Consider the following 18,764-nt stretch of genomic DNA (forward strand, 5'->3'; position numbering starts at 1 on the left):
CCCTTCATAGCGCGACGCGGCAAGCGTTCACAGCAACACTCAGCGCACGGCGGTCCGCAGCAGCAGTGCACAGGCCTCGTCACGCAGTTGCGACAAGGTGTGCCGCGTACTCCCGCCCGCATTTTCCAGTCCCGCCACCAGCGACAGCAGCCCGTGCGCCACCGTCCACGCGACGTTGGCCAGCCGGCGCGGCTGGAAGCCCGGGGCGAGCCGGCCCGCGCGCGCGTCCGCCTGGAGCCGGGCCTCGAGCGCGTCGTTGAGCCGCGCGCTCAAGCCGTACACGCGCTCGCGCTGGGCGTCGGACTGGCGGCCCAGCAGCTGGGGCCAGAGGTACACGACGCGGAAGGCGTCCAGGTCCTCCGCGTACAGGTCCACCCGGGCCCGCACCAGCGCGGCGAGCGCCTCCACCCCGCTGTCCGCGGCGGCCACCGCCGCCTCCAGCACCTCCACCTCGCGGGCGAGCCCCTCCACCGCCAGCTCCCCGACGAGCTCCTCCTTGGAGCGGAAGTAATAGAAGAGCGACGGCTTGCTCAGGTCCGCCTCCGCGGCCACCGCGTCCAGCGTCAGCCCCAAGACGCCCTCGCGCACCAGCACCGTGCGCGCGGCGGTGAGGATGGCCCTGCGCCGTCCCTCCTGGCGCCGCGCCTTGCGGGCCTCGCGCTCCTCGGCGGCGGGCGCCCCGGTCTTCGACGCAGCAGCGCGGCGGCGCACGGCCGGGGACTTGCGCCCGCCCCCGCTAGAGCCGGGCGAAGCCATCCACCAGCGCCTTCCTTCCGCCCGTCTCCACCACGTCGCCGTGGCACACCACCACCCGCTCCGCGTCCCACGTCCGCACCTTCTCCAGCGCCGCGCGCACCGCGGCCTTGTCCTGGATGAGGACCCGCGCGGTGAGCGTGGACGCCAGGCGCTGCCACGCGCCGCTGAGCTTCAGGTAGGCGCGCAAGAGCCACGAGTCCGTGCGGTGGACGTTGAAGGCCAGGTCCGTGACGAGCACCGTGCGGCTGGGGCGGTGGAAGAAGAGGACCTCGTCCAGCTTCGGCATGCCTCGCACGAAGGCCTGGTCGATGACGCCCGCCCAGCCCGCGTCCGCCGCGTCGCCCAGCTCCACGTCGATACGCAATTCGGGCCGCTTGCGCTTGAGGGCCGGCGGCGCCGCCACCTTCGCGTCCGGGTATGCCGCCGCCCAGTCCTGCACGGCCAGGTGGTGCATCAGGTTGGGCGCCACCAGGAAGCGCACCGGGCCGAGCGCGTCCACCTGGGCGCGCACCTCGGGGGTGAAGCGGACAGGCGAGTGGACCCACAGCCCACCGTCCGGCAGGCGGACGACAGTCATGCGGCCCCCCACCTCCAGGAGGCCCATCCGGAAGGGGACCGTCAGAACGTGGACGTCGTCTGCGACAGAACGAAGCATGGCGCCTCCAGGGGCACAGCGGTTTCAACCCTTGTTCTGTATTTTGACCGTCGGTCGAAAAAACCGCAACCCTTTCCATGGGGCAGGGAACGCCCGGGGCGACGGGGCCGTTGATTTCCGGGGGGGCCCGTCGTAGGCAACCGTCCTCTTTCCACGACTTTGAGAAGGGTGCTCAGCACATGGCCGAGAAGCTCACGACCCGCGAGAAGGGCTTTTCCGAGTGGTACGTCGACCTGGTCCAGAAGGCGAAGCTCGCCGACTACTCGGACGTGAAGGGCTGCATGGTCATCCGGCCCAACGGCTACGCCATCTGGGAGAACATGCAGCGCGTCCTGGACAAGATGTTCAAGGACCTGGGCCACAAGAACGCCTACTTCCCGCTGCTCATCCCCGAGAGCTACCTGAAGAAGGAGGCCGAGCACGTCGAGGGCTTCAACCCGCAGCTGGCCGTCGTCACCCACGCGGGCGGCGCCAAGCTGGAGGAGCCGCTCGTCATCCGGCCCACCAGTGAGACCATCATCAACCGCTCCTTCTCCAAGTGGATTCAGAGCTACCGCGACTTGCCCCTGCTGCTGAACCAGTGGGCGAACGTGATGCGCTGGGAGATGCGCACGCGCCTGTTCCTGCGCACGACGGAGTTCCTCTGGCAGGAGGGCCACACCTGCCACGAGACGGAGGAGGACGCCGAGAAGGAGACGCTCCAGATGCTGGAGGTCTACCGGACGTTCGCCGAGGACTACATGGCGATGCCGGTGCTGCCGGGGCGCAAGTCGGAGTCGGAGCGGTTCGCCGGCGCGCTGCGCACGTACAGCATCGAGGCGATGATGCAGGACAAGAAGGCGCTGCAGGCGGGCACCAGCCACAACCTGGGACAGAACTTCGCCAAGGCCTTCGACACCCAGTTCCAGGGCCGCGACGGCAAGCAGCACTACGTGTGGCAGACGTCCTGGGGCTCGTCCACGCGCCTCATCGGCGGCCTCATCATGACGCACTCGGATGACTCGGGCCTCATCGTCCCGCCGAAGCTGGCGTCCACGCACGTGGTCATCATCCCCATCTTCGGCAAGGCGACGGACGCGGAGAAGGCGCAGGTGCTGGAGAAGAGCCACGCGCTGGGCGCGGACCTGCGCAAGGCGGGGCTGGGCGTGGTGGTGGACGACGACGACTCGAAGAGCCCGGGCTTCAAGTACAACGAGCACGAGCTCACCGGCACGTGCGTGCGCATCGAGATTGGCCCCAAGGACCTGGCCAAGGACTCGTGCGTCATGGTGCGCCGCGACTTGAAGCAGAAGGAGTTCGTCTCGCTGGGCGAGGCCGTCTCCAAGGCGCAGGCCATGCTGGACGCCATGCAGAAAGACTTGTTCAACAAGGCGAAGTCCTTCCGCGACTCGCACACCTTCGAGGTCAACTCCTACGAGGAGCTGAAGGCGAAGGCGGACGACGGCTTCCTGCTGGCCCACTGGAACGGGGACGCGAAGGTGGAGGCCCGCATCAAGGAGGAGACGGGGCTCACCACGCGCTGCCGCCCCTTCAGCCTCAAGCAGGAGCCGGGCAAGTGCGTCGTCACCGGTGAGCCCTCGCCGGGCCGCATCGTGTTCTCCAAGTCGTACTGAGCCGAAGTCCCTCGTGGACGACGCAGGGCCGCGGGGAGTCACCCTCCGCGGCCCTTGTCGTTTCAGGCCCGTGCGCGCGCGTCAGGGAATGAAGGGCGTCTGGCGCTCGAACTCGCGGCTGGGAACGCCGACGACGGAGTAGGCCGGCGACTGCAGGGGCGGCATGCGCCGGACGATGCGGCGGTGGAAGGTGCGGTGGCTGCCCTTGAACTTCCCGCCGTTGTAGACGCGCAGCATGTTGGCGGTGAACAGGCCGTTGAAGGCGCCGTCGCTGGACAGCTGGTTGTCCTGGCACCCGGAGATGAGCAGCACGGTGGCCTTCATCGTCGCCTTCGGGTCGTCCTTGGGCAGCGCGGCCATGATGTCGTCATACATGGCCTTGTTGTTGCGGTAGGTGCGCAGGGCGATGCCCACCGGCATGTCCTTGAAGCGCCGCTCCTCGGCCACCGAGTCCTGCACGGTGTCCGCCAGCATCTCCAGGCTGCCGCTGCTGCGCAGCGCCGCGTAGGCCATCTTGCTCACCGTGCCGCTGTGACAGCTGTCGGAGAACATCAGCACGCGCACGCCCTGCTTCAGCTTGGAGAGCTGCCCGTAGATTTCGTCGTCGATGAGCTCTCCGTCATAGAGCACCCACGTCTCGTCCTGGGCGTCCACCTCGTCGTTGTTCCTGTCGGGCAGCTGGCCGCCGTGCCCCGAGTACGACAGCAGGAAGAGGTCGCCGGGCTGCAGCACCCGGGCCGCCTCGTCGAATTCCTTGATGATGCGAGCGCGCGTCGCGTCCTTCGTCAGCACCTTGCGGACGGTGCCGTAGTTCTGCGCGCGCGCGATGAGCTCCATGTCCTCCGCGTCGGCCTCGCAGGCCATGAGCGCCCCGTCCCACCCCGCGTAGTGGGCCGGGTCCACCGAGTTCAAGCCGATGTTCAACGAATATCCCTGCGCCATGAGTCACACTCCTCCGTGTTGTCCGGGTGGAGCGCGGCCCTTGACGGTGTGACGCGCCGGAGGCGGCAGGCGGGCTGGCCGCTCGGGGTGCGGGCGCTTCAGTTCGCGGCGAGCAGGCCCGGCTTCCGGGGGGCGAAGGTGGCCACGGGCTCGGCCTTGCCGGCCACGGGCAGGGGCGCGGCCGGCTCGAAGTCGAAGCCCTGCGGGCACTGCCGCATCGTCGCTCCGGACACGAGCATGGGGACGCCCACCTTCTTGGTGAGCCCCTCAATCCGGCTGGCCAGGTTCACCGCGTCGCCAATCACCGTGTACTCGCGCCGCTGCTCGCTGCCCACGTCCCCGACGACGACGCGCCCGGTGTGGATGCCGATGCCGATGCGCAGCGGCTCCTCGCCCCGCGCGGCGCGCTCGGCGTTGAGCCCCTCCAGCGCCTCCAGCATGGCGAGGCCACAGGCGACGGCGGCCTTCGGGTGCCCCGGCAACTCGAGGGGCGCGCCGAAGTAGGCGAGGATGCCGTCGCCGATGAACTTGTCGAGCGTGCCTCCGTGGCGGAACACCACGTCCACCATGCGCGAGAGGTACTCGTTGAGCAGCGCCACCACCTGCGGGCTGTCCATGCGCTCGGACATGGAGGTGAAGCCGCGGATGTCGGAGAACAGGAGCGTCACCTCGCGGTGCTCACCGCCGCCCGCCTCGGCGCCGCGCTCGGCGAGGTGGCGGGCCACCTCCGGGGAGAAGTAGCGGCCCAGCCGCTCGCGCTGGACCTCCTCCTGCGCGACCTGTGTCACCAGGCCCAATACCTGCCGTCCGATGAAGACGGCCGCCCCCGCTGCGAGCGACAGCACCAGCACCACGCCGGAGCGGAAGGACTCCCACGGCAGGCCGGCGGCGGCCACCAGCGACATCTGCAGGGCGATGGCCACCGCCGTGGCCGCCACCACGCTCGCGCGCGACAGCGTCACCAGCGCCACGATGACCACCAGGGTGATGTAGACGCCCAGCGACATCAGCGCGACGAAGCCCGGGTCCGTCGCGGGGAGACCCTCCAAGCGCTGGAGGGCCAGCCGTTCGATGGCCATTCGCTGGATGAGGAAGACGGCGGGCATGTCCACGAAGGCGAGCAGCAGGGCCGACCGGCGCAGGAGCGCGGGAAAGCGCCGCGCGGCAAGCCACAGCAGGAAGGCCAATGCCGGGTAGAGGGCCAGCCACTTCAGAGGCACCTGCCACTCGTACCGCCAGGCCACGAGCAGCCAGAGCGCCCCACCCACGAGCCGGAACCGGTTGAGCCACTCGCCCACCTGGGAGCGCCAGCCCCTCAGGCGCCGCTGGAGTGTGTCCTCGACATGGGAGCGATTCCGCATGGGCTCCGGACGCTAGCCCACGCGCCGCGCCCCCTCCAGTCGCGGGCCACCGCCCCTGGGTGGGCTATCTTTCCGGCGTATGGCGAGCATCGGTCACGTGGCGGTGGGCATGGCCCTGGGGCGGTACGAGGCGGGCGGCGCGTCCGTGCGCAGGCAGGCGGGCGCCATGGCGCTGCTCTCCCTGCTCGCGCTGCTGCCCGACGCGGACGTGGTGGGCTTCAAGTTCGGCATCGCCTACGCGGCGCCGTGGGGGCACCGGGGCGCGTCGCACTCGCTGGTGTTCGCCGCGGGGGTGGCGCTGGTTGCGTGGGTGCTCGCGCGGGCGCTGGGCGCTCCGGCCGCGCGGTGGGGGGCGCTCACGTTCCTCGCGGTGGCGAGCCATGGGCTGCTGGACGCGCTCACCGACGGCGGCCTGGGCGCGGCGCTGCTGTGGCCCTTCTCGGAGGGGCGCTACTTCGCGCCGGTGCAGCCGCTGCCGGTGTCTCCCATCGGTGCGAGGATGCTGTCCGCCCGCGGCCTGTATGTCGTCGGCGTGGAGTTGCTCGCCTTCATCCCCTTCTGGGCCTACGCGCTCTGGCCGCGTGGGCGCCGCCAGGAGTCCTGAGCCATGCGCCTGTTCACCGCCGTCACGCTGGGAAGCACGATTGAGTCGCGCACCCTCGCCGAAATGGAGCGGCTGCGCGCACTGGCTCCGCATGCCCGCTGGGTGAAGGGCGAGGGCGTCCACCTCACGCTGGTGTTCCTGGGCGACGTGGAGGAGGCGCGGCTGCCGTCCCTGCGCGAGGCGCTGGAGCCGGTGGGCCCGAGACATGCGCCCTTCGTCCTGTCCGTGGGTGGTGGGGGAAGCTTCGGCCCGCCGTCCCGCCCGCGCGTGCTCTGGGCGGACGTGCGCGGGGCCACGGACGCGCTGAAGGCGCTGCAGGCGGACACGGCGGCGGCGCTGCAACCGCTGGGCTTCGAGCCCGAGCACCGCGAGTACACCGCGCACCTCACCCTGGCGCGCTCGAAGGACCCGCGCGGAGACCCGGCCCTCGCGCGGTGCTCGCAGGCGCTGGCGGAGTCGGACTTCGGTGAGGGACGCGTGGACCGGCTCATCCTCTTCGAGAGCCGGGGCGGACACTACCACCCGCGGCTGGAGGTACCGCTCACGCGCGCGGCGTAGAGGTGCGCCCCCGGGAGGTTCCTCGCGCCGCCCACGTGCGGGGTGAGGTGCGAGCGCCGCCCTGGTCGGTTGGCACCGGGTCTGCACTGTTCCGGGGCAGGCGCGAGCAAGCGCTGGAAAGGACTGAACGATGCGGTGGAGTGTCCTCGTGGCGGTGTGGCTCGGAGCGCACGGTGCGGTCGCGGCACCTCGGCTGGAGGCGTCGCTGCGAACGGGAGACATCGTCCTGCACACCTCGCGCTCCCGTCAGTCGGAGGCCATCCGGGCCGCGACGGAGAGCCCGCTGTCCCATGTCGGCATGGTGGAGGTGACGCCCCAGGGGGCTTGGGTGGTGGAGGCCGTCCAGCCCGTGCAGCGCGTGCCCTTCGCGAAGTGGAAGGCGCGCGGGGTGAAGGGGCAGATTCTCGTGCTGCGTCCGAAGGAGCTGAGCGACGCGCAGCGGCAGCAGGCGGTGGACGCGGCGAAGAAGCACCTGGGCAAGCCGTACGACTGGCAGTTCGGCTGGGGTGACGAGGCGATGTACTGCTCGGAACTGGTCCGCAAGGCGTACGCCCAGGGCGCGGGCGTGGAGTACGGGAAGATGGAGCGCCTGGGCTCGCTCAAGGTGCAGGGCCTGGAGAAGGCCATGCGCGAGCGCTACGGAGTGAAGGTTCCGTTGGACCTGGAGCTGGTGACGCCTGCCAGCCTGGCCGTCGATGAGAAGCTGGACGTGGTGCACTCGGACTTCCCGGCGGTGCGATAGGCACGCCTGTTCCCACCCGGACACCTGAACCTCCGGGTGGGCAGGCGGGAGGGTCCGGGGGCTGTGGAATTGCGGGAGGTCACAGCTAGGATGCGCGACATGCGACGCGTCCTGCTGATCCTCCCCCTCCTCGCGCTTGCTGGTTGCAAGGAAGAGACTCCTCAAGGTGGCGTGAAGGTCACCGTGAGCTACGAAGGATTCAAGCCCGGCTGCGTGCGGGTGACGGCGCGCGAAGCTGACGGAGATGAGAAGCCGCTTTCAACGGACGTGGAGGGCGAGCAGGTCAAGGGCACGGCCAATGGCGGCAGCATCGTCGTGGGCGTGCTCCCTCCCGACAGCTGGGGCAGTGCGGTAGAGGTGGAGGCGCAGGCCTTCGAGCGTGCCTGCACCGGCGAACCCGTGGTGAGCACCTCGCAGCAGGTAACGGTGACGCGGGCCCAGACGACGCCCACGACGCTGCCTCTGCAAGCGACGGACAAGGACGCGGACGGCTATGTGGCCCGGCTCTCGGGCGGCACGGACTGCAACGACGACAGGCCTGGCGTCAACCCGGGCGTGACGGAAGAGCTGTGCAACGACGTGGACGACAATTGCAATGGACAGTCGGACACGGCGGAGCTTCGGCTGGGACAGGCGTGCACGTCGGGCGCCAGCTGCGAGGGCACGTTCGCCTGTGGTGACAACGGCAAGGTCGTCTGCAACGTGCCGACCGCCACCATGGCGTACCCGGACGTGGACCGGGATGGACACGGTGACAAGAACGCGACCGCCACGGCCTTCTGCAATGGCGTGCCGACGGGCTTCGTCACCGGCCCGAATGACGACTGCGACGACAGCGCCACCGGCGCCACCGTGTTCCCGGGCGCCATGGAGCTCTGCGACGGCAAGAACAACGACTGCGACAGTGCGACTGACGAGGACTACCCGCTGCTCAACCAGGCGTGCAGCGACCCGAGCACGCAGTGCAGCGGTACGCAGCAATGCACTGGAACCGGCACTGCCACGGCGTGCGTGATTACCCAGCAGGCCTCCACCTGGTACCCGGATGATGACGGCGACGGGTATGGCCGGAACAACGGCGCGCAGCAGACATGCATGCCACCCGCAGCTTCGGTGAGCCAGGGCAATGACTGCGACGACGGCAACCCCTTCACCCATCCCAATGCCTTCGAGCTGTGCGACAGCCTCGATAACGACTGTGACAACCAACCCGAAGCCACCACCGCGACCTGCCCGGCCAGTGGCTCCGCGTGGGGTGTTCGAACCGAAGGTTCGACGACGCAGATATGGCACTCGGTCTCCACGTGGGCGACCGGTGGCGTGTGGGCTGTGGGCGATAACAACCGCCGCGCAGTGCTGAGGCCCGGAGACACCAACTTCAGTGTGACCGCATCAACGGCAACCGGGTGTGGTGATGCGACGACGACCGCCTGGTATGCCGTGTGGGCCGACCCGAGCAACAATGGCCGCGCCTATTTCACTTCCGCCAGTGGCCGACTGGCCCATCAGGACGCGACCAGCACGAGTTGCACCCAGGTCATGGTGACCGATCTGGCCACCTACGGCATCACGGGCGTCCGGAACAACTCCGTCCTCGAACTCTATGGAGTCAGCGAAAGCAGCAGCGCAAGCGAAGGTGCGGCCTTCCGCTGGGACGGTGTCAGCACCACGGTGACCTTCAACGCCTCCAGCAACACCATTGGCTATGTGTTCGACGTCCACGGACCATCCCGGGACACGCTATTCGCGGCTGGCGGCTATTCTTCCATCGGCGGTGGCCCTCGCATCTACCGCTTCAACCCCGGCGATGGCACGTGGCAAACGCAGACCTTGCCGAGCGCCACGGGGTTGGCCCGCATCAACGGCATCTGGGTGGTGACCAACAAGGTCGCTTTCGCCGTGGGTGATGACGGGACCGCCCTGAAGTGGAACGGCACGGCTTGGAGCAAGCTGACCTTTCCCAACAGCGACGACCTGACCTCCGTCGTCGCCTTCGGCGCGAACTCGGCCTACGCCACCGCCCTTAGCGGTACCAAGGGCCGCATCTACCGGTACAACGGCACCGACTGGACGAAGATCCACGAGGTCTCGAACGTCCAGTTCCTGGACATCGCCGGGACCAGCCCCGCGGACCTGTGGGTGGTGGGCAATACCGGGAAGATCCTCCACTGGCCTCAGTGACGCAGCTCAGCGCATCCGCCGCGCCACCACGAAGCGGCGGGTGAAGAGGTACGGCGTGCCTCGCGCATGCTTCGGGTAGGACTGGCGCAGCAGGGGCTTCAGCGTGTCGAGGAAGTCCCTCCCCTCCTCCGGCCCCAGCGCCGCCAGCACCGGCCTCAACGTGGTGCCCAGCAACCACTGGAGCACCGCGTCCTCGCCCGGCAGCACGTGCAGGTACGCCGTCTCCCACGCGTCCACCGTCATGCCCAGGTCGGACAGCCACCCCTCATAGGTGGCGAGCGACTCCGCGTGCCCGCGGCGCACCACCTCCAGCTTCGGCGCGAAGCGCGGCAGGGCCCGCACCTCGTCGATGTGCCGGTGTGAGGGCGCCTCGAAGTTGGCCGGCACCTGGAAGGCCAGCACTCCGTTCGGCGCCAGCTTCGCCACCAATTGCTTCAAGAGCGCGCCGTGGTCCGGCACCCAGTGCAGCGCCGCGTTGGAGACCAGCACGTCCAGCGGCGCGGGAGGCTCCCAGCCCGCGAGGTCCGCCACCTCGAAGCGCAGGGACTCCGGCGGCGGACGGCGGCGCGCCTCCTCCACCATCGCATCCGACGAGTCCACGCCGTACACCCGCGCGTCCTTCCACCGCCCGGCGAGCACACGCGTCAAATCGCCAGTGCCACAGCCCAGGTCCGCCACCTGCTCGGGCGCATCCACGTCCACGCGCATCAGCAGTTCGAAGAAGGGGCGCTTCCGCTCGTCACGGAAGTGCGAGTACTGCGTCGGGTCCCACATGGCGACCACCTCCTGGCGGTGCGGCGGCCACCGCGCGCCAGGAGGTGTAACCCAACTGCCTGCTCAGCGCTTCACTCCCAGCACCTGGAAGCCGCGGCCGGACGTGCCGAAGCCGCGCACGTTGTCCATCCGTACCACCAGCTCACCCGAGGGCAGCACGCCCCACACGTCCGCCTGCGCGAAGGCCGTGCTGCTCAGCCGCTCGTAGCGCAGCACCTCGCGCCACGTCACCCCGTCCCCGCTCGTGAAGAGGCGGGCGTACACGTCACCCGGTGCCTGGACGTCTCCCGCGCTCGCCCAGCCCGTGCCCATGGCCCAGCCCCCCCCTGGCACGGCCATGAGTGAGTAGGCGGGACCGGGCAGCTCCAGCAGCGCGTCCACGCGGCCACTCGGGAAGAGGCGCAGCAGCTTCGGGTGCTCGGGCTCGTACAGCGTGGACTGGCCCAGCAGCAGCGAGCCGTCCGCCTGCACCGCGCCCGCCACGCCATTCGCCGCGTACCCGCTGTAAATCACCGTCCAGTTCCGCCCGCCATCCGTGGAGCGGAGCACCGCCGTCTGCGCGTTGCTGCTCCCCATCGTGGCCCACAGCGCGCCCGTCGTCGTGTCCACGAAGAGCGAGTAGCCATGCCGGTGCGCGGTGAGCGTGGAGCGCACCGCCCAGGTGGCCCCACCGTCGCTGCTGGCCCACAGCCTTATCGGCGTGTTGGACGAGGTGACAGTCTGGTACTCGAGGAAGAACCAGGTGCTTCCCAGCTCCGCGAAGCTGTGCGGGCCGTAGGCGCGGTAGTTGCCCAGGCTCACCGCGTTGCCCCACGTGCGCCCGCCGTCCGTCGAGCGCTGGAGCTGGTAGGCGCCGCTGCGGCTCGCCACGGCGAGCAGCGTGCCGTTCTTCATCGCGGCCATCACCCAGAGGTTGCCCCCGTTCTGCCCGCGCGCCGTGAAGGTGCGCCCGCCGTCCGTGCTCGCCACCAGGTTCGAGCGGCTCCCGTCGAGCGCCAGCGCGTACACCGTGCCCGCACCGTCCACCGCGAGCACCTCGTGCGTGGTGTTCGTGTACACGGGCTCCAGGGTGATGGGGCCTGACGTGCCTCCGTCGGTGCTCGTGCCTCCGTCAGTGCCCGGCGTGCCTCCGTCGGTGCTCGTACCGCCGTCCGTGCCCGGCGTGCCTCCGTCGGTGCTCGTGCCTCCGTCGGTGCTCGTGCCTCCGTCGGTGCCTGGAGTGCCTCCGTCCGTGCCCGGCGTCCCACCATCCGTCCCGGTGCCACCATCCGGCGGCGGAGTGCCACCATCCGTCCCGCCATCCGGCACCGGCTGCGGCGTGACGGAGAGCGCCACGCGGGACACCGTGCCCCAACTGCTGGCATCGGACGCCTCGCCGTAGAGACACGGCACCTCCGTGCTGTCCGCGGGCAGCACGTCCACCGCGTTGAGGTAGCCCTTGAACGTCTCGTCCCCGTCGAGCGTCACCGCGCTGCCGAAGCTGCCGTCCTTCAGCACGCGCACGCGCAGCTCGTAGTGCTCGTTCAGCACGCGCATGCGGTTGTAGAAGACATACAGCGTGTCACCGATGCGCGTGGTGGCCGCCTGCATGGCCCAGTCCGACGTGCCCTCCACCAGGGTGCGCGGCCCGAAGGACGTGCCGTCGAAGTGCCGGTAGTAGAGCCTCTCCGTCTCGTCCTTGTAGACGAGGTCGATGCCGCCCTTCCCGTCCTCCACCGCGCTCAACGCCGCACCGTGGTAGATGCCGTCGGAGAACGCGTCGCGCACCGAGCCCCACGTGTCCAGCGGGTCCGAGTCGTTGCGGATGCGCATGCGCGTGGGCTCGAAGCCGTCGTGCATGGCGTAGAAGAAGACGAGCTTCGACCCCACGCTCAACAGCCGCCCGCCGCCCCGGCGCTTCACCCTCCCCAGGTCCGGCTGCCGCGTGAAGGTGGCACCGCCGTCCGTGGACACCGACACCACCGCGGTGGAGGTGCCGTCCCGCTCCAGCCGGAAGGCCTGCACCCAGAGCCGCCCGCGCGAGTCCCTCGCCAGCAGCGCCCGCGAGAAGCCCGTGTTGTCGTCCGGCGTGTCCAGCACGCGCACCGCCGGCTGCGGCGTCCACGTGTCCGAGCCGGACTGGTAGCGCCACCACTGGAAGTACACGTCATGCCGCCGCGAGGGTGCCAGCGTGGGGTCCTCGAACGAGTACACGAGGGCCACGTCCCGCCCCACCGCGAGCAGCTCCGCCCTGTCCCTGTGCGTCGGGTCCGACTGGATGTCCGCCACACGCCGGAGCGAGCGAAGCCCGTCCTCGGAGCGGTACAGCACCAGCCCCCTACCGTCCCGGCCCCCGTGCTGGATGGCCACCAGCCACGTGGGAGGACGCCCTGAGCCTGTCTCGATTCGAACAATATGGCGCTGTGCCGGGAGCGTGAGGGCATTGCCCCCGCTCACCGGAACCAGCGACGTCCCACCTGCCGCGAGCACCGCGGCAAGCAGGGCACCTGCCAGCCCCGTCATTCTTGTCCCCCTCCCCGTACGTCTCGGAGGGGAAGCTAGGGCTGGGATACAGGGAAGGAAACCAGCCCCATACAACCACATGGCCCCCCAGTCGGAGCCTGCCAGGCTGCCTGCCGCCCGGACCACGATTCCTCGTGGGAGCGCACCTGGCGCACGCTCCCCCGTGAGGGAGCGTGCCAGGAGGCTCGAGCCTACTTCGTGCGGCGGCGGCGGGTGGTGCCCGCGTCCGGAGCGGTGGTGCCCGCGTCGGCCGCCGTCTCCATGCCCATGCCGCCGTCGGACATCATGCCGCCGTCGGCCGTGCCGCCGTCCGCGCCAGCCGCACCGGCGCGCTGCACCGGGGGCGGCGGGTTGACGAGCGCCAGCGAGCCGAGGAAGTCATCCGAGCCCGGCGCGCCGATGCTCGGGTTGTAGAGGACGAGCATGGTGTAGAGGCGCGGGCCCACCAGGTAGTTGCGCGCCTTCACCTCGCCGTTGGGCGAGGACACCGTGTAGGACTTGCCGGGGTAGCCGTCGACAGTGACTTCCTGCTCGTTGCTGACGGTGCCCTTGAGCTGGTTGTTGAGGCCGTCACGGCCCTCGTTGAGGAAGGCCTCCGGGGGACGCGCGGCGACGACCTTCTCCGGGTAGTCCGCGATGCTGACGGAGAAGATGACGCCTTCCGGAGTCTGGAGCGAGTACGCGGCCGTGGCCACCTCGCCCGCCGGAATGGTGACCTTCTGCCGCTGCACCTGCGGCTGGCCGGGCATCTTCACGGAGAAGCCCTCCTCCGCATTCACGGTGACCAGCGGCGGCGCGGCGTCGACCGGAGGGGCAGAGTTGTCGCCGCCCTCGTTGGGAATCTCCTCAATCGTCGAGGAGGCTTGCTGGTTGTCGGTCTTCTGCTGACCGGCGCACGCGGCGGCAATCAGCGCGATTGTGGCAACGGCGGCGAGGAGGCGGGACAACGAAGGCATGGGCACGCTTCCTAATTGTGGTTGAACGCGGTGCGTCTTCGGACGCTAGACGAACTGCTTGCCTGCTGACTACCCGAGATTCGGGGGCTTGCCAGTTTCAATTCGACTTCAAAAGCCGGGGAGCGTCAGCGGGAGGACGTAAGGAGTCCCCCCTGCGCGCGCCCTTTCCGCTACTCGCCCAGATAGGCGCGGCGGACCTCGGGGCTCTCCAACAGCGACTTGCCGGGGCCGGACATCGCCACCTCGCCCGTCTCCAGCACGTAGCCGTAGTGGGCACAGTTGAGCGCGAGGTGCGCGTTCTGCTCCACCAGCAGCACGCTCACGCCGGTGGCGTTCACCTCGCGCAGGGTGCGGAAGATGGTCTCCGTCACCTGCGGCGCCAGGCCCAGCGAGGGCTCGTCCAGGAGCAGCAGCTGGGGCCGGCTCAGGAGCGCGCGGGCGATGGCGAGCATCTGCTGCTCGCCGCCGGACAGCGTGCCCGCCAGCTGCTTGCGGCGCTCCTTGAGCACCGGGAAGAGCGTGAAGCCCTTCTCCAGGTCCTGCTGGATGCCGTCCGCGTCCTTGCGCAGGTACGCGCCCAGCTCCAGGTTCTCCAGCACGGTGAGGTTGGGGAACACGCCCCGCCCTTCCGGCGCGTGCGCCATGCCGCGCGGCACCAGCTGGTGCGCCTTGAGGGACGTGGTGTCCTTGCCCTCGAGCGTAATCCGCCCCGCGCTGGGCTTGAGCATGCCGCTCACCGCGCGCAGGGTGCTCGTCTTGCCCGCGCCGTTGGCGCCGATGAGGGCCACCACCTCGCCCTTGCCCACCGTCAGCGACACGCCCTTGAGCGCCTGGATGGCGCCGTAGTGCACCTTGATGCCTTCCACCGCCAGGAGCGGCGGGAAGGCCCGGCGCTCGCCCAGCGTCTTCACCGGAGCCTCGCTCACGCCGCCCCTCCGTGGCTCTCCAGGTAGCTGTCGCCCAGGTACGCCTCGATGACCTTCCGGTCGCCGCGCACCTCCGCCGGAGCGCCCCGGGAAATCGTCTCGCCGTGGTCCAGCACCGTAATCTGCTCGCAGATGCCCATGACCAGCTTCATGTCGTGCTCGATGACCAGCACGCCGAGCTGGAAGTCGTCGCGCAGCTTGCGGATGAGCACCATCAGGTCCGCCTTCTCGCGGGTGTTCATGCCCGCGGCGGGCTCGTCCAGGAGCAGCACCCGGGGCTTGGTGCCCAGCGCGCGCGCAATCTCCAGCCGGCGCTGCTCGCCGTAGGGCAGGTTGCGCGCCTCCTCGTCGCGGCGGTGCGACAGACCCATGACGTCCAGGAGGTGCTCCGCCTGCCGCGTCAGCTCCCGCTCCTCCGCCTGGAAGTGCGGGGTGAGCAGCAGCGCCCGCCACCAGTCGCGGTAGTTGACGAGCGCGTTGCGGACCTTCGCGCCCGCGCCCAGCTCATGCGGGTGCAGCGCGCCCTGCGCCCGACACGCCACCTTCACGTTGTCCAGCGCGGTGAGGGCGCGGAACAGGCGGATGTTCTGGAAGGTGCGCGCCAGGCCCAGGTGGTTGATTTGATGCGGCTTGCGCCCGTTCACCCGCTGCCCCGCCACGCGCACCTCGCCGCGGGTGGGCTGGTACACGCCGGTGAGCACGTTGAACGCGGTGGACTTGCCCGCGCCGTTGGGACCGATGAGGCCCAGCAAGTCCCCCTGGCGCACGGTGAGGGAGAAGTCCGTCAGCGCCTTGAGGCCGCCGAACTGGATGCTCACCCCGTCCGCCTGGAGCAGCGGGGCCCGGGAGTCCTGATTCGCCTGCACCGCCGCGCTCACGACAGCCCCCTGCGCCGGCGCGGAATCCACCGCGGCAGCACGTCCCAGAGTTCCCGGGTGCCGAACAGGCCCTGCGGCCGCGACAGCATCAGCACCACCAGCAGCAGGCCGTAGATGGGCATGCGAATCTGGTCCACCTTCTGCGCCAGCGTGCTCTCCGTGCCCAGCAGGTTGAACGCCGAGCGCAGGCCCTCTGGCAGCAGCGTGAGGAAGATGGCCGCGACGATGGCGCCCGTGGTGGAGCCCAGGCCCCCCAGCACCACCATGACGACGATTTCCATCGACTTCACGAAGGTGAAGGAGCCGGGGTTGATGATGGGCACGAAGTGCGCGAACAGCCCGCCGGCGATGCCCGCGAAGAACGACGAGATGACGAACGAGCGGACCTTGTAGCCGGTGGTGTCCACGCCCATGGCCTCGGCGGCGACTTCATCCTCGCGGATGGCCCACAGGCTGCGGCCGTGGCTGCTGCCGGCGATGCGCCGCGCCACCAGCACCGTGAGGAAGACCCAGAAGTAGACCATGTACGGGCTGGAGTACTGGGGGATGCCGGACAGGCCCAGCGCGCGGCCGAACGCGTCCGTGTTCTGCACCACCACGCGGATGATTTCACCGAAGCCCAGCGTCACAATCGCCAGGTAGTCGCCGCGCAGGCGCAGCGAGGGCAGGCCCACCAGGAAGCCGCAGGCCGCCGCGGCCAGTCCGCCCGCCAGGAGCGCCACCGTGAAGAGCACCTGGTCGCTGGCCGCCACCGGGAGGAAGGACAGCGCCACCTCCTTGAGGCTCAGCGACAGCACGCCGGAGATGTACGCCCCCACCGCCATGAAGCCCGCATGGCCGATGGAGAACTGGCCCGTCATGCCGTTCACGATGTTGAGGCTCACCGCGAGGATGATGTTCACCCCCATCACCGACAGCAGATAGACGGCGAAGGGGGACTCGTTGGTCACCCACTGGAACAGCGCCAGCACCGGCAGCGCCACCAGCACGGGGAACAGGCCGCGCAGCGAGGGCGGAACGGCCGAGCGGGCCTCGGGCACCGGAAGCGCGGGGGTCTCCATCAGACCTTCTCCGCCGCGACGCGGCCGAACAGGCCGCCCGGCTTCACGAGCAGCACCAGGATGAGGAAGCCGAAGGCCACCGCGTCACGCCAGGTGCTGGCCGCGTAGCCCACGACGAACTCCTCCACCAGCCCCAGCACCAGGGCGCCCACCACCGCGCCCGGCACGTGGCCGATGCCGCCAATCACCGCCGCCACGAAGGCCTTGAGGCCCACGTACAGCCCCATCAGCGGGCTCACCGACGTGTCCTTGATGGCGTAGAGCAGGCCCGCGCCCGCCGCCAGCGCGCTGCTGAGCATGAACGTCAGCGCAATCACGCGGTCGGTGGGGATGCCCATCAGCGCCGCCACGCGGTGGTCCCAGGACACCGCGCGCATCGCCCGGCCGAAGCGCGTGCGGAACACGAGGTACTGCAGGCCCACCATCAGCGCCACGGCGATGAGGAAGCTGATGACCTGCCAGTTCCAGACGACGACGTCGCGGTCGCCGATGACAATCCACTCCTTCGGCTCGATGACCTCCGGGAAGGCGCGCGGGGACGCGCCGGGCAAAAAGCCGATGTCGAGCTGGAAGCCGTACGAGAGCGCGAAGGAGATGCCGATGGCGGTGATGAGCGCCGTCAGCCGGGGCTTCTCGCGCAGCGGCCGGTACGCGAACCGCTCGATGATGAAGCCGAGCAGCGCGCAGCCCAGCATGGCCACGGCGAAGATGAGCGCCACGCCCAGCAGGGAGCCGCGCACCTCGCGCCCGAGGGCGAACGCGGTGGCATAGCCCATGTAGACGCCGACCATCATGACGTCGCCATGGGCGAAGTTGATGAGCTTGAGGACGCCGTACACCATCGTGTAGCCGAGCGCGACGAGCGCGTAGATGGTGCCGGCGGCCAGACCGTTGATGAGATGCTGGAGGAGCTGCGCCATTAGGGATTGACGGTGGTGACGTACTCGGTCTTGCCGTCCCCGACCTTGAGGACGACGGCGGACTTCACGGCGTTGCGCTTGTCGTCCAGGGTGATGGTGCCCGCCACGCCCGGGAAGTTCTTCGTCTGGGCGATGGCGTCGCGCACGGCCGGGCCGCTCGTGTCCTTCGCGCGCTTGAGGGCCTCAATCGCCACGCGGGCCGCGTCGTAGCCCAGCGCCGCCAGCGCGTCCGGCACGGCGCCGTAGGCGGCCTTGTAGTCGGAGATGAACTTCTGCACGCGCGGGTCCGGGTTGTCCGGCGAGTAGTGGTTGGAGAAGTAGCTGCCCTGGATGGCGCTGCCGCCCAGCTCGAAGAGCTTCTCGGAGTCCCAGCCGTCGCCGCCCATCAGCGGAACCTTGAGGCCCACCTCGCGCGCCTGGCGGGCGACGATGCCCACCTCGCTGTAGTAGCCCGGCACGTAGATGCCGTCCGGCTGCGTCTTGCGGATGGCGGTGAGCTGCGCGCGGTAGTCCGTGTCGCCCTGGCTGTAGCTCTCCGTGGTGGCGACCTTGCCGCCCATCTCCGTGAACTTGCGCGTGAAGACGTCCGACAGGTCGATGGAGTAGGCGCTCTTGTTGTCCTGGAGCACCGCCACCTTGCCCAGCTTCAGATTCTCCCGGGCGAACTTCGCCATCACATAGCCCTGGAACGGGTCGATGAAGCAGACGCGGAAGATGTAGTCACCCTTCTGCGTGACGGTGGTGTTGGTGGAGGAAGGCGTAATCATGGGCACGCCCGCCGCCTGCGCCTTCTCCGCCATGGCCAGCGAGTTGGACGAGGCCACGTCGCCGAGGATGAGCACCACCTTGTCCTGCGTAATCAGGCGGGTGGCGGCCTGCGCGGCCTCCTCGGGCTTGCTCTGGTTGTCGTAGACGCGGATGGCCAGCTTCTTGCCATTCACGCCGCCCGCGGCGTTGGCCTCCTTGATGGCCATCTCGATGCCGTTGCGCGTGGAGATGCCGAAGGTGGCCTGGCCGCCGGTGAGCGCGCCCACCTGGCCCAGGAGGATGACATCCGAGCCCGCGGGCGTGGGCGTCTCGCCACCGGGGGCGGCGGGCTGTCCCTGCTGCGCGGTCTGCGCGCCTCCCTCTCCGGACGGGGCGGGCTGCGTCTTCTTCTCGCAGGCGGCCGCCAGGACGGCGAGCGCGGCGAGCAGCATCGGGGCAAGGCGTCGCATGCGGGGCTTCCCTCCAAGGGGGGATGACGGCAAAGCCCCGGTTTTCTAGGGGAGCCCTCTCCATGGGTCAAGCTCGCAGCCAAGCCGCCCCGCTCCCACACGCTGCGTGCGGTGCGTC

The 18,764-nt window shown here is 69.6% G+C and carries 17 protein-coding genes; 5 read left to right on the forward strand and 12 right to left on the reverse strand.

The window, feature by feature from the left end:
* Positions 1-39 precede the first annotated feature (39 nt).
* Together ACX9TP_RS42775 and ACX9TP_RS42780 are read right to left on the reverse strand one after the other, a co-directional pair.
* A complete protein-coding gene (locus ACX9TP_RS42775) occupies positions 40-756 on the reverse strand; it encodes a TetR/AcrR family transcriptional regulator (protein WP_482976452.1) in 717 nt (238 codons plus the stop codon).
* Positions 737-1,333 (reverse strand): DUF4336 domain-containing protein, encoded by a 597-nt coding sequence (locus ACX9TP_RS42780; RefSeq protein ID WP_482976453.1) that lies wholly within the window; start codon positions 1,331-1,333, stop codon positions 737-739. Before ACX9TP_RS42780 ends, ACX9TP_RS42775 begins: the two co-directional genes overlap by 20 nt.
* A 257-nt stretch (positions 1,334-1,590) precedes the next feature.
* Between ACX9TP_RS42780 and proS the strand changes: the two genes are divergently transcribed.
* Positions 1,591-3,024 carry a proline--tRNA ligase gene (gene proS / locus ACX9TP_RS42785; protein ID WP_482976454.1) on the forward strand — a complete coding sequence of 478 codons (1,434 nt, stop codon included), beginning with the start codon at positions 1,591-1,593 and terminating at the stop codon, positions 3,022-3,024.
* 81 nt (positions 3,025-3,105) lie between these two features.
* On the opposite strand, the gene ACX9TP_RS42790 is transcribed toward proS, so the two are convergent.
* Positions 3,106-3,966, reverse strand: coding sequence for a caspase family protein (locus ACX9TP_RS42790; protein ID WP_482976455.1), 861 nt, complete (start codon positions 3,964-3,966; stop codon positions 3,106-3,108).
* A 98-nt stretch (positions 3,967-4,064) separates the two neighbouring features.
* The gene (locus tag ACX9TP_RS42795) at positions 4,065-5,327 is read right to left on the reverse strand and encodes an adenylate/guanylate cyclase domain-containing protein (RefSeq protein WP_482976456.1); all 1,263 of its coding nucleotides are present in this window, start codon (positions 5,325-5,327) and stop codon (positions 4,065-4,067) included.
* A gap of 79 nt (positions 5,328-5,406) precedes the next feature.
* On the opposite strand from ACX9TP_RS42795, the gene ACX9TP_RS42800 reads away from it, so the two are divergent.
* The 4 genes from ACX9TP_RS42800 (at position 5,407) to ACX9TP_RS42815 (ending at position 9,412) form a co-directional block, all read left to right on the forward strand.
* A complete protein-coding gene (locus ACX9TP_RS42800) occupies positions 5,407-5,931 on the forward strand; it encodes a metal-dependent hydrolase (RefSeq protein ID WP_482976457.1) in 525 nt (174 codons plus the stop codon).
* 3 nt (positions 5,932-5,934) lie between these two features.
* Positions 5,935-6,489, forward strand: coding sequence for an RNA 2',3'-cyclic phosphodiesterase (gene thpR, locus ACX9TP_RS42805; protein ID WP_482976458.1), 555 nt, complete (start codon positions 5,935-5,937; stop codon positions 6,487-6,489).
* A 130-nt stretch (positions 6,490-6,619) separates the two neighbouring features.
* Positions 6,620-7,231 (forward strand): YiiX family permuted papain-like enzyme, encoded by a 612-nt coding sequence (locus tag ACX9TP_RS42810; protein ID WP_482976459.1) that lies wholly within the window; start codon positions 6,620-6,622, stop codon positions 7,229-7,231.
* 99 nt (positions 7,232-7,330) lie between these two features.
* Complete coding sequence (locus ACX9TP_RS42815) at positions 7,331-9,412, forward strand: MopE-related protein (protein ID WP_482976460.1); 2,082 nt, start codon at positions 7,331-7,333, stop codon at positions 9,410-9,412.
* Between the two features lie 6 nt (positions 9,413-9,418).
* On the opposite strand, the gene ACX9TP_RS42820 is transcribed toward ACX9TP_RS42815, so the two are convergent.
* The 8 genes from ACX9TP_RS42820 to ACX9TP_RS42855 all read right to left on the reverse strand — a co-directional run bounded on the left by ACX9TP_RS42820 (position 9,419) and on the right by ACX9TP_RS42855 (position 18,646).
* Positions 9,419-10,186, reverse strand: a complete 768-nt coding sequence (locus ACX9TP_RS42820; protein ID WP_482976461.1) for a methyltransferase domain-containing protein — start codon at positions 10,184-10,186, stop codon at positions 9,419-9,421.
* A gap of 63 nt (positions 10,187-10,249) precedes the next feature.
* Complete coding sequence (locus ACX9TP_RS42825) at positions 10,250-12,688, reverse strand: sialidase family protein (RefSeq protein ID WP_482976462.1); 2,439 nt, start codon at positions 12,686-12,688, stop codon at positions 10,250-10,252.
* A gap of 191 nt (positions 12,689-12,879) precedes the next feature.
* Complete coding sequence (locus tag ACX9TP_RS42830) at positions 12,880-13,644, reverse strand: hypothetical protein (protein ID WP_482976463.1); 765 nt, start codon at positions 13,642-13,644, stop codon at positions 12,880-12,882.
* Between the two features lie 170 nt (positions 13,645-13,814).
* Positions 13,815-14,570 carry an ABC transporter ATP-binding protein gene (locus ACX9TP_RS42835; protein ID WP_482976464.1) on the reverse strand — a complete coding sequence of 252 codons (756 nt, stop codon included), beginning with the start codon at positions 14,568-14,570 and terminating at the stop codon, positions 13,815-13,817.
* Complete coding sequence (locus tag ACX9TP_RS42840) at positions 14,567-15,448, reverse strand: ABC transporter ATP-binding protein (RefSeq protein WP_482976465.1); 882 nt, start codon at positions 15,446-15,448, stop codon at positions 14,567-14,569. Before ACX9TP_RS42840 ends, ACX9TP_RS42835 begins: the two co-directional genes overlap by 4 nt.
* Positions 15,445-16,509: a branched-chain amino acid ABC transporter permease gene (locus ACX9TP_RS42845; RefSeq protein ID WP_482976466.1), complete on the reverse strand. Its 1,065-nt coding sequence runs from the start codon at positions 16,507-16,509 to the stop codon at positions 15,445-15,447. Before ACX9TP_RS42845 ends, ACX9TP_RS42840 begins: the two co-directional genes overlap by 4 nt.
* A complete protein-coding gene (locus tag ACX9TP_RS42850; RefSeq protein WP_482976467.1) occupies positions 16,509-17,429 on the reverse strand; it encodes a branched-chain amino acid ABC transporter permease in 921 nt (306 codons plus the stop codon). The genes ACX9TP_RS42845 and ACX9TP_RS42850 overlap by 1 nt, the downstream gene beginning before the upstream one ends.
* Entirely contained in the window at positions 17,429-18,646 is a 1,218-nt protein-coding gene (locus ACX9TP_RS42855) for an ABC transporter substrate-binding protein (protein WP_482976468.1), read from the reverse strand. Before ACX9TP_RS42855 ends, ACX9TP_RS42850 begins: the two co-directional genes overlap by 1 nt.
* Positions 18,647-18,764: the final 118 nt, after the last annotated feature.

The organism is Pyxidicoccus sp. M15 (genome assembly GCF_056858435.1).